Annotated in this window: 10 protein-coding genes; 2 read left to right on the top strand and 8 right to left on the bottom strand. The window is 67.7% G+C overall.

All coding sequences use genetic code 11. The features are described from left to right. Positions 1 to 78 precede the first annotated feature (78 nt). Positions 79 to 873 (bottom strand): LytR/AlgR family response regulator transcription factor, encoded by a 795-nt coding sequence (locus FHS79_RS05960; RefSeq protein WP_184196849.1) that lies wholly within the window; start codon positions 871 to 873, stop codon positions 79 to 81. Between the two features lie 2 nt (positions 874 to 875). Then, a complete protein-coding gene (locus FHS79_RS05965; protein WP_184196852.1) occupies positions 876 to 2,096 on the bottom strand; it encodes a sensor histidine kinase in 1,221 nt (406 codons plus the stop codon). Positions 2,097 to 2,190: 94 nt separating this feature from the next. On the opposite strand from FHS79_RS05965, the gene FHS79_RS05970 reads away from it, so the two are divergent. Next, the gene (locus tag FHS79_RS05970) at positions 2,191 to 2,811 is read left to right on the top strand and encodes a DNA-3-methyladenine glycosylase family protein (protein WP_184196855.1); all 621 of its coding nucleotides are present in this window, start codon (positions 2,191 to 2,193) and stop codon (positions 2,809 to 2,811) included. Then, positions 2,808 to 3,614, top strand: a complete 807-nt coding sequence (locus FHS79_RS05975) for a TrmH family RNA methyltransferase (protein WP_184196858.1) — start codon at positions 2,808 to 2,810, stop codon at positions 3,612 to 3,614. The genes FHS79_RS05970 and FHS79_RS05975 overlap by 4 nt, the downstream gene beginning before the upstream one ends. A 56-nt stretch (positions 3,615 to 3,670) precedes the next feature. Here FHS79_RS05975 and FHS79_RS05980 read toward each other — a convergent pair whose 3' ends face one another. The 6 genes from FHS79_RS05980 to FHS79_RS06005 form a co-directional block, all read right to left on the bottom strand. Then, a complete protein-coding gene (locus FHS79_RS05980; protein WP_207793850.1) occupies positions 3,671 to 5,161 on the bottom strand; it encodes an acetyl-CoA acetyltransferase in 1,491 nt (496 codons plus the stop codon). Between the two features lie 89 nt (positions 5,162 to 5,250). Continuing rightward, positions 5,251 to 6,060 carry a universal stress protein gene (locus FHS79_RS05985; RefSeq protein WP_184196861.1) on the bottom strand — a complete coding sequence of 270 codons (810 nt, stop codon included), beginning with the start codon at positions 6,058 to 6,060 and terminating at the stop codon, positions 5,251 to 5,253. Positions 6,061 to 6,124: 64 nt separating this feature from the next. Next, positions 6,125 to 6,754: a Crp/Fnr family transcriptional regulator gene (locus FHS79_RS05990; RefSeq protein WP_184196864.1), complete on the bottom strand. Its 630-nt coding sequence runs from the start codon at positions 6,752 to 6,754 to the stop codon at positions 6,125 to 6,127. A 101-nt stretch (positions 6,755 to 6,855) separates the two neighbouring features. Then, a complete protein-coding gene (locus FHS79_RS05995) occupies positions 6,856 to 7,770 on the bottom strand; it encodes a DMT family transporter (RefSeq protein ID WP_184196867.1) in 915 nt (304 codons plus the stop codon). Beyond that, complete coding sequence (locus FHS79_RS06000; RefSeq protein WP_184196870.1) at positions 7,767 to 8,777, bottom strand: threonine aldolase family protein; 1,011 nt, start codon at positions 8,775 to 8,777, stop codon at positions 7,767 to 7,769. The genes FHS79_RS05995 and FHS79_RS06000 overlap by 4 nt, the downstream gene beginning before the upstream one ends. Before the next feature lie 112 nt (positions 8,778 to 8,889). Then, positions 8,890 to 11,297: autotransporter outer membrane beta-barrel domain-containing protein (locus tag FHS79_RS06005; RefSeq protein ID WP_184196873.1), on the bottom strand; the 2,408-nt coding region annotated here is incomplete at its 5' end.

Raw genomic sequence — 11,297 nt, forward strand, 5'->3', positions numbered from 1 at the left:
TCCGGCTGGCCATGTGAGACAAGATGCGGCGAGTCGCGTGAACGCCTACTTAAACAGTGTGAAAGCTGGCGTTCAGCCTCAGAGGAAGCGCGCCACCACTTCGCGGTAGGAGCGCGACACCTTCACCTGGGTGTTGGAGCCGAGAACGAGGAAGCATTCGCCATTGGTGTGCGGCTTGACGCTCTTGATGTTGTCGAGATTGACGATCGTCGAGCGGTGGATGCGCTGGAACTTGCGCGGATCGAGGCGCTTTTCGAGGTCCTTCATCGTCTCGCGCAGGATCAGCGTCTGGTCGGCGGTATAGATGCACATATAGTCGCCGGCTGCATCGATGCGTTCGATATCGTCGACATCGACCCGGAAGATCTGGCCGCGATCCTTGATGTTGAGGATCTTCTCGTAGCGGCTGGCGGCGGGCGCCTCGGCCTCCGCCGTGCCGGGCACCGCCTCGGGCGCCAGCTCGCTCAGGATGTTCTGCAGCCGGGATTTCTCGCCCGCACTGCGCCGCTCGGCGAGGCGCTGGCGCACCCGCTCGATGGTGGCGGCCAGCCGGTCTTCTTCCACCGGCTTGAGCAGATAATCCACCGCCTCGGCTTCGAAGGCACGCAGCGCGTGCTGCTGGAAGGCGGTGACGAACACGAAGAGCGGCGGCTCGATATCCGCCAGCCCCGAAACGACCGAAAAGCCGTCGAAGCCCGGCATCTGGATATCGAGGAACACCAGATCGGGCTTCAATGTCTTGATCGCGCGGATCGCCTCGCGGCCATTGGCGCAGCGTTCGACGATCTGGATATCGTCGAACGCCTGCAGGCGCAGTTCGAGGCCTTGGATGGCGAGACGCTCGTCGTCGACGATGATGGTGGTGATGGCCATGATCAGAAGTCCTGGTTCGCCGTGGCTGGCATTGCCACGGCTGTTGGTGCCCCCAGGATGTCGCCACTGCGGTCGATTTCACCGGCAGTTGTGCGGTCGTTACCCATATTGGTGGTCTGATAGGGAATGTCGATAAGCACGATCAACCCTTGTGGTTCATTGTTCGCAAGCTCGAAGCGATGGTCGGCCCCATAGGCCTGCACCAGCCGCTCGCGGATGTTGGCAATGCCGACATTGGTGCCCGGCGCCACGGCTTCGCCGATTCCGGCGGCGGCGGCGTTCCCCGAGCTGCCATTCATTCCGGGCCCGGTGTCGGCAATGGTGATCACCAGCCGGTCCCCCATCTGCCGCGCATCGACGACGATGTCCGCACCGTCCTCGCTCGGGGTGACGGCATATTTGATGGCATTCTCCACGATCGGCTGCAGCAGCAGCGAGGGCAGCCGCGCTTCCATCACCCGCGGCTCGATATCGAAGCGGGTGCGCAGCCGGTCCTCGAAGCGGGTGCGCTCGATATCGAGGTACAGCTTCAGCGCCTCGGCCTCCTGCGCGATCGTGGCCAGCCCCTCGCGCTCGCCCACCAGGCTGTAGCGCAGGAAGGAGGCGAGGCGCGAGAGCATGGCATTGGCGCGCTCGGTCTGCCGCAGCAGCACCAGCGTGGAGATGGAATTGAGGGTGTTGAACAGGAAATGCGGGTTGAGCTGGTAGCGCAGCATCTCGAGCTGCGCGGTGTTCGCCTGACGCGCCACCGCCACCATTCGCGCCGTCTGCTCGGCGAGCTGGAGATAATAGTTGATGCCGTAGTAAAAGCCCGTCCAGGCGCCGAGCACCGAGAATTCGAGCAGGATGGCACCAAGATATTCGATGCCATGCGGGGTCCAACCCGGCTGGTAGAAGGCGCGGTGCGCCCAGACTTCGAGCACCGAAAACAGTGCCGAGGCGCCGCACAGGATGATGAGCGACAGGATGAGAACGCGCAGCGGCGGCATGGTGATGATCCGCCGATAGGCTGCGGCCATCAGCAGCGTGAGCGAAAAGCCGGTGGCGGTGATGATGGCGGTGGGCAGCAGGAAGCTCGGTTCCATGCGGTTGGCGAGCCCCGAAAGCGCCCTCAGCCCGAAATAGGCGGTCCAGCCGCCGGTCTGCAGCAGCCAGAAGGCGCGGTTCTTGTCGCGGAAAAAGCCCCGCGTCGCGAGATCAGTGGTGTTGTCCTGGTCCTGCATTCCCCGCACCATAGCCCAGCTTGGCGGCCGATGCCCATCCTTCTCTCCAAAGCGTTACTGGCCAAGCCCCGCGCAAGGGCTTATCGCGCTTCTGATGGGCCTTTCCGCTCCCGCCCTTGCCGCTGCCATCGAGGCGCTGGCTGCCGCCGACCCCCGGCTGGCAGCGGCGATCGACCGCATCGGCGCGCCCGAGCCGCGCATCCGCCCGCGCGGTCCCGCCACGCTGCTGCGCGCCATCATCGGCCAGCAGGTGAGCGTGAAGGCAGCCGCCAGCATCTGGAACCGGCTGGAAGCCGCAGCCGGCGGCGATGCCAATGACCTGGCGCGGCTGGCAGCACTCTCGCCCGAGGAGCTGCGCGCGGCCGGTCTCTCGGGCCAGAAGGCGAGCTATGTCCATGCGCTCGCCGCCGCCGTCATCGCCGGCCATCTCGATTTCGCAAGCCTGCCGGAGGATGACGAGCAGGCGGTGCTGGCGCTGACCGCGATCAAGGGCATCGGCCGCTGGACGGCGGAAATCTACCTGCTGTTCGCCGAAGGCCGCCCCGATGTCTTCCCCGGCGGCGACCTTGCCGTGCAGATCGAAATGGGCCGGCTGCTCGGCCTGCCCGCGCGGCCGCCGGAAAAGGCCACGCGGCTCCTCGCCGAGCCCTTCCGCCCGCACCGCGGCGCGCTCGCGATCCTGTGCTGGCACAGCTATAACATAACGGCCCTATGATCCTCGACATTTCCAGTGCTTCAAATCCCAGCGTCAAGCGGCTGAAATCGCTGTTCGACAAGAAGGCGCGGCGGCTTGAGGGGCTGTTCCTCGCCGAGGGCCTGCGCGTCTGCACCGAGGCGCTGGAGGCCGGCCGGCTGCCGGCGCTTCTCGCCGTGACGCATGAAGCCGAGGCGCACCCGCTCGGCCGGGCATTGATTGCGGCTACGCTCGATGCGCGCGGCCAGGTGATGCGCGTGCCGCCGATCCTGATGAGCCGCATCACCGGCAAGGACAATGCGCAAGGCGTGGCTGGCGCCTATCCCATCCCCGACACCGGCCTCGCCGGCCTCGACCGCAGCACGGCCCCGCTCTGGGTGGTGGGCGAAAGCATTCGCGATCCCGGCAACATCGGCACCATGCTGCGCACATGCGATGCCACGGGGGCCGGCGGGCTGATCCTGCTCGACCAATGCGCCGATCCGTTCAGCGTGGAAGCCGTGCGCGCCTCGATGGGCGCGCTGTTCAGCCGCCGCATCGCCCAGGCCAGCGGGCCAGAGTTTTTCGCATGGGCGCGTTCCGGTGCTGGCCAGATCGTGGGCGCCGCCCTCGAAGGCCGGACGGTCGATTACCGCGCGCATCGATTCACCGCCCCCAGCTTCCTGCTGATGGGCAATGAGCAGGCCGGGCTGCCCAGCCCCTATGCCGAACAATGCGATGCGCTGGTGAAGCTGCCGATGCGCGGCACGGCCGACAGCCTCAACGTCGCCATTGCGACGGCGGTGCTGCTCTACCGCGCGCTCGACCAGCTGGAAACGCTCTAGACCTGTTTCCGTGTATTTTTATCGCAAAACCGGTACCCACTTTTGCGAAACACACTCTAGAAGCGCCAGTGCTGCAGGCCGTCCTCGGCGACTGTCACCGTGCCGGCAGCCCCCACCGGGGACGCATCGAGCCGCTCCAGCGCGCCGACCTCGGCAATGTCGATCCGCGCGAACACCCGCTTGCCAGCCGGCGTCAGGCCGATGATGCTGCCATAGGCCGGGGCGCCCTCGCGGTCATGGACCACCGTGAACGTCTCCACTTCGGCTGCGCCTTCATGGTCAAGCGCCAACGGCGGCACCGGGCTGCGCATTGCCTCGGCCTCCATCTGCACGTCGCGCGGGCGCATCAGCGTGTCGGGCTCCGGCACGCCCGAGCCCAGCACCAGCGCATGGTGCTTGGTCACATAGCCGCCCTGGCCATAGAGCAGCGCATGCGCAGCCGGCGTGGCACGCAGATGGCGGACCATCGCGCAAGTGGCATGGGTCATGTAGGTGTTGAGCGGCGCGCCGAAGAAGCTGAGGCCCCCGCACACTGTCATCGCCGCATCCGCCGCCAGCCCGAGCGAGCGCCGCGCCATCTTCGGCACGATGGGAAAGCAGGAATACAGCTCGACCGCGCCGAAGCCGCCCGGCGCCACCGCCATCGCCGCATCGAGCACCGCATCCTGCGCCACCGAATGGCCGAACTGGTCGCGCGCCAGATAATCGACCGGCTCCGCCGCCCCGGCGCCGCCATGCACGAACACCATGCGATGCTCGGGAATGCCCGCCGCCCGCGCCACCGCCAGCGTGGTCAGCAGCACCGCCCCCGCCTGGTTGACTGCCGGGTTGGCGACCATGCGCTTGGTATAGGGCCAGGCGATGTAGCGGTTGTCGGGGGTGGCGGTGGTGATCTGCTCGGCATTGAAGGCGCTGCGGCCCCAGCTGCCGGGATTCTGCGCGGCCACTTGCGAAAAGGCCGCCCATATCGCGCCCGCTTCAGCGAGCGCATCGCCGGGTGTCATGCCCCAGGCCGCGGCGGCGGCGTGATCGTAGAAGGGATAGATGTGCGCCGGCTGCACGATGCCGTGACGCATCGCCAGCGGCGTCACATGATCGCTGGCGACGATCGGGTTTTCGGGCTGTGCCGCCGGCGGCGTCCAGTCGAGCGCCACGCCGGCGGCCTTGGCCTTGGCAACGGCATTGGTCGCTTCGCCGCCGGTCACCACCGCCACGATCGAATCGCCGTTCATGATGCGGATCGCGGCTTCGTGGATCTTCGTCGTCGGCGTCTCACCGCCCACGACGCCATAGACAGCGCGCATCGGCGTGATGCCGAGCCGCTCGGCCAGCCGCGCCGCCACCCGGTCATAGCGCCACGACACCAGATTGATGACGTCGAGCGAATCGATCCGCGCCAGGAAGCCGCCGCCGGCATCGTCGTCGGCGGCGCGGACGGCAGCCGCCATCAGCGCCAGCGGCTCCAGCGCGGCGGCCGGATCCGCTGGCCGGTCGATCATCTCGCCGACACCGATGATCACCGGTGTGCGGTCAGCAGGCAAAGCCACGGCCAGTTCCCCCTCAATATTGACCGAGGCTTAGAGCAGCTTGCGGCAATCCGAAACCGGTGCTTTTGCGAGCCGTGGCGCGGGGGCCATCAGTGCGCGAGCAGCAGCGGCACCGGCGGCTCGCTGATCAGGCTGCGCGTGACGCCTCCGAAAAGCCGCTGGCGCAACCGCGAATGGCCATAGGCGCCCTGCACCAGCATTGTCGCGCCCACTCGCATCAGCTCCTCGCGGATCACCGCGTCGATGCTCTGGCCACCATCGCCGCGCTCGATGATCTCGGCCTCGATGCCATGACGCGCGAGCCAGCGGGCCGCATCGGTCGCACGGAAGTCGCTGGGCTTCTCCTCGACGGTGAGGATGTGCACTGCAGCAGCTTTGTGGAGCAGCGACACGCTGCCGCGCAGTGCCGCGGCGGCTTCGCGCGAGCCGTCCCAGGCCACCAGCACCGGGCCGGTCACATCGATACCGCGCATGTCGGGACCGACCGCCAGCACCGGCGCCGCAGCTTCGATCGTGACATCACCGGTCATCGCCAGCGCCATGCCGGGCGAATTGCCGATCTGCCCGGCGCTCATCACCACGACATCGGCCAGCCGCGACGCTTCGGCGAGCCGCTCGGCGGCATCGCCGTCGCGCGCCATCCAGTCCCATTGCACGCCCTCGGCCTTCAATCGGGCTTCCACCTTCTCGCGCGCCGCACGACGCTGGTCCTCGACAGCATCGATGATCGCCGTCACCGGAAAGCCGCTGATGCCATTGTCCCCCAGCGCATAGGCGGCAAAGGGGGTCACCTGCAGGCAGTTGATGTGGCTGCCGAACATGCGCGCCAGGTCGAATGCCGCCTGCAGCCGCGCTTCTTGCCCCGCATCATCCTCGATATGCAGCAATATGGTCTTCATGGCAGCTCTCCCTTGCAGCGTGCGGCCATCATAGCGCATCCGCATGGTCGGCGCTTGATATCGATCAAACGCTCGCCGCTTCGGCCAGGCCGGCCGGATTGCGTATCAGCAGCCCGCGGCTGCCCGGCGTTTCGATCATCCCCTGCGCTTTCAGCTGCGAGATCTGCCGACTCACCGTCTCGATTGTCAGGCCGAGCAGCTCGGCCATCTCGCCGCGGCTGAGCGGCAGCTCGGTCTGCATCGGCGCGCCGGAACAGTCGAGCACCCCCATCCGCCGCGCCACATCGGCGAGAAAGCCCGCCACGCGCGCCGTGGCAGTGGCGCGGCCCATGCGCGCCAGCCAGTGCCGGGTGCGCTCGAGCTCGCCCATCGTGCGCTCCAGCAGCAGCGCCTCCATCTGCGGCTGGCTTGCCAGCGCCTCGGCAAAGGCGGCGCGGGGAAAGCTGCAGATCTGCACCGGCGTCGCCGCCACGATGGCATGGCCATGTTGGCCCGCGAAGGGCTGGCCGATGAAGTCACCCGGGAACAGCAGCCCGACGATCGATTCCTCGCCGCCGGCAGTCACCGCCACCAGCTTCATCACCCCCGCCTGCAGATTGGCGCAGACCATCGCCTCGTCCCCGGCCCAGGCGAGCGTCTCCCCGCGTGCGAGCTGGCGCTGGGTGCCGTGCCGCGCCAGTGCCGCAAGCGCCACCGGGTCCAGCGCGACGCACAGGGTTGAATCTCGAACGATACATGCGTCACACCGGTTCACCATCGCTGCAACCTAGTGCAGTCGGGAGGCTGCGCCAACCATCAGCGGCTGCGCAACGCCACCACCAGCCCGCTGAGCGCCAGCGCGGCCCCCGCCGCCGCCAGCCAGCTCCACTGAAAGCCTTCGAACAGCGTGGAGAGCGCCAATGCCACGAGCGGCACCATCACGCCCGAATAGGCGGCGCGCCCGGCGCCCACCTCGCGGATGAGCTGATAGTAGAGCATGAACGCCACTGCCGAGGCCGCCACCGCCAGATAGCCGACGCCCGAGAGATAACCGAGCGTCGGCTCGATCGCCGGCGGGCCCGAGACGCTCCAGGCAAGCGTCGCGTTCATCAGCGTGCCATAGAACATAGCCCAGGCAAGGCCGGCTTCGAGCGGCTGGGCTCGGCCCTGGCGCGTCGCCTGCATCACATTCGCCACGCTCGCCGACAGCACGCCCGCCACCGCCAGCCCGAGGCCGAGCAGCACTTCGCCGCCGGCAGCACCGCCGCCCGCCGGATCGGGCCGCGCCAGATCGGTCCAGCACATCGCCACGACGCCGAGAATGCCGATGACACTGCCGAGCAGGAAGCGCGGGCTGACGCGCGTGCCGAGGAACAGCCAGGAGAGCAGCGCATTGGGCAGCACCAGCAGCGCGAACATCAGCGCCACCAGCCCGCTCGTCACATGGGCCTCGGCCCGATAGACGAAGTTGAAATTGAGCGAGAACTGCATCAGCCCGAGCAGCAGCGCAAAGCCGTGCCCCGCCGGGGTAAGCCGCAGGCTGCGCCGTGTGGCGAGGCAATAGCCGAGCATCACGAGACCGGCGACGAGGAACCGCCAGGTGACCGACCAGGAGGGCGGCACCGTGCCGAGCTGGTATTTGATCACCAGCCAGGTCGAGCCCCAGATCATCGTGACACAGGCGAAATACAGCCAGAGTTTCGGGGTGAACCGCCCGGGCTGGACGGTCATTGCTGCAAGGCTGCCGCGAGTGCCGCGATCTCGGCGGCCGGCGTGTCCCAGGCCACGACGAAGCGCGCCTCGTCCGACCCGGCATCGCCCCAATCATAGAAATCGAAGCCCTGCGCACGCAGCCGGTCCGGCTCGCCGGGGCGCAGTTTCACGAACAGCTCATTGGCCTCGACCGGGTGCAGCAGCCGCGATGCGAGCGCGGCGGCGAGCTGCTGCGCACCGGCATTGGCGGCCGCGGCGTTGCGCAGCCATACCCCGTCCTCGATCATCGCCAGCAGCTGCGCCGCCAGAAAGCGCCCCTTGCTCGGCATCTGCCCGGCGCGCTTGCGGCGGAAGCGCAGCGCCTCCACCAGATCGGGCGCGAACACCACGATCGCCTCCGCACTCATCCCGCCGTTCTTGATCGCGCCGAAGCTGAGCACCTCGACACCGGCACGGCAGGTCACATCGCCCGGATGGCAACCGAGATGCGCCACGGCATTGGCAAAGCGCGCGCCATCCATGTGGACGCGCCAGCCCCGTGCCTTCGCATGGCCAGCGAGCGCCTCGACCTGATCCGGCGCATAGACGGTGCCGGCCTCGGTCGCCTGGGTGAGCGAGAGAGCCGCCAACTGCACCTGGTGGACGTCGCCGCGGTGCGCCGCCAACCCGGCTGCCAGCCGCTCGGGCGTCAGCCGGCCATGCTCGCCGGGCACCAGCAGCAGCTTGGCGCCGCCGGTGAAGAATTCGGGCGCGCCGCACTCATCGACATGGATGTGCGCCTCTGCCTCGCACGCCACCGCGCCGAAGGGCGGCACCATTGCTGCCAGCGCCAGCGCATTGGCGGCGGTGCCGGTGCCGACGGGAAACACCGTGCACCGGGCGCCGAATACATCCGAAAACGCCGCATCGAGCCGACGCGACCAGCGGTCGTCGTCATAGGCCCCGGCCGACGGCCCGGCGGCTTCGTTCACGGCGGCGAGCACCTCGGCGCAAACCCCGGCGGCATTGTCGGATTTGAAGTTCATGGTCTGGCGCTAGGGGGCCGGCGCGACATGGTCAATGCGGCTTGGGTTCCGCACAGGCAAAAGGGCGGGGTGATTGCTCACCCTGCCCTCATTGCCGTCGGTTGTTGTTGCGTCAGAACCCGAGGGTGAAGGTTCCACGCGCCCCATGGTCGGTGTTGCGATCGCCGATCACGCCATTGTAGCCCACCGACACGCCGGCGTTGTTGCCGATGCGGAAGTTGACCTTGGCTTCGAGGGCTGCACTGTTCTTGTCGAGCGCTGCGGCCGAGATCGGCATCGTCTGGCCAAGGCCGGTGATGCTGAGGTTGGCGATCGGCGCCCGGTCGCCGGTGATGCTCTGCCAAGCGGCCGAACCTGCCAGCGACGTGCCACCGCCGAGATCGAAGCCTGCCCGCAGACCGGCCTGGACGACCGAGATGTCATACGACTGGCGGACCCCGTTAACCGCCGCGATGCCGCCCGTCTCGCCAAAGGCATTCGCCTTGGTGTTGACATAGGCATAGCGGGCGAACGGCGTGATCTGCGTCGTGGGGCCGGCGGCGATGTTGTACGAGAGCTCGCCGAACAGCTGGTAGGTGGTGCCGTCCACAGTGCCGCGCAGCGATTGGCCGAGGCCGGTCGCGGTGATGGCACGGTTGCTGCTCGAACGGGTGCCCGCCACCGAGCCACCGACACCGACGGCGAAGCCGCTCGGATCACGATAGCCGGCATAGGCCACACCACCCGTGCTCTTGACCCGGGCGGTGCCCAGCGACGCGAACTCGATGTCGTTCTGCGTGTAGGTGAAGCCCGCACCGACCTTGAAGCCATCCTTGGCATAGTCGACACCGGTCAGCACGCCGATCTGCTCGGTGGTGAAGCGGCTGCCGATGGCATCCCCCTGCGCCACGCCCCAGGAGCCGACGCCGCGGAACCAGAAGGTGGTTTCGGCATCGCCGTTGGTGGTGGTCGCCGCCTGCGTGCCGCTAAGGGCTGCAAGGCCGGCATTCAGGCGATCGAAGGCAGTGTCACGCACCACTCGCGTGTCTTCCATCGCCACCCGGCGCTCGGCGCTGTGGATCTCGCCCGAGAGCTGGCTGAGCGCGGTCGGCAGGTTGGCGCCTTGCGTGAACAGATCGAAGAACGGCTGCGGATTGTAGCCGGCAGCAATCGCCCGGTCGAATGCCCGTGCCACTTCAAGCGCGTTGCCCCTGAGGCCAGCGCCCCCTGCTGCCGCCAGCGAAGCCGGCGCCAGTGCCACGCGGACCATGTTGCCGGCATAGCTCACCATCGGATTGAACCCGGTGCCGAAGCCGCCGAGGCCGGTCACCGACGAGAAAGTGCCCGTCAGCGCCGATGCCGACAGCACGGTATAGCCCGTGCCGAAGGTGTAGGTGCCCGGTGCAACCGACAGCGCCAGTGTGCCGGCGAGCGATGCCGCACCCGTTGCGGTGATCCGATCCGCCGCTGCCGGCGTGATCTGCGCGGCATAAGTCGACCCCGCCTGGAAGGTCACCGGCCCGGCCACCGACAGCGTGCCGATAGCGCCATTGCCCGGTGCCACGGTGGCACCCGACTGCGCGACCAGCCCGCCGACCGTGCCGGCGCCCGACAGCGTGGCGCCCGAAGCGATCGTCACCGTGGAGGCGGCGATCGAGCCGCTCACCCGCAGTTCGCCGACGTTGACGGCGGTAGCGCCGGTGTAGGTGCTGATGCCGGACAGTTCGAGACGCGCACCCCCGATCTTGGTGACGGTGCCGCTGCCCGAGATCACCCGGGCATAGGTGCCATCGACCGTCTGGTTGAAGGTGAGGTTGGCGTTGTTGAGGATGTTGCCGGTGCCGAAGCTCAGCGAATTGCCGATGAGCGAGCCGCCGGTGATGATCGTGCCGCCGGCATAGGTGTTGACGTTGGTCAGCGTCAGCGACCCCAGGCCCGCCTTGGTGAGCGACCCCGCACCGCTGATGATGCCCGACAGGATCGAGTTGGCACCCGCGGTGTCGAACAGCCCGTTGCCGATCAGCACGATGTTGCCACCGAAGTTCAGGCCGGGCCCGAAGATGAGCGAGCCACCATTGAACGACACCGGACCCGAACCCAGTGCACCCGCAGTGGCGATGCTGATGGCGCCGCCGTTGATGAAGGTGCCACCCTGGTAGACGTTGTTCCGCGTGAGGAACAAGGTGCCCGAGCCGACCTTGGTCAGGCTGCCCGCGCCACCGATCTCGCCGTTGAGCGTGAAGTTGAACGCGCCGCTGTCGATGATGGCGCGCGCCGTCAACTCGAGACGGTTGGCGATCGCCAGGCCGTTGACACCCGCCGCCAGCGTGGCGTTGTCGTTGATGGTGATCTCGCCGACGCCGGCGGCAGTGTTGGTGCCCAGCGTCACGGTGCCGGCGTTGATGCCGAGGCCGTTGAAGACGTTGTTGCCATTGAGCACGAGGTTGCCGAGCGTGACATGGCTGATCGAGCCAGCGCCACCGACCTGGCCGTTGACCGTGAAGGTGCCGCCATTGGACGCGATCTTGCCGCCGTTTGTGG

This window comes from Polymorphobacter multimanifer (assembly GCF_014205635.1).
Lineage (GTDB): Bacteria > Pseudomonadota > Alphaproteobacteria > Sphingomonadales > Sphingomonadaceae > Sandarakinorhabdus > Sandarakinorhabdus multimanifer.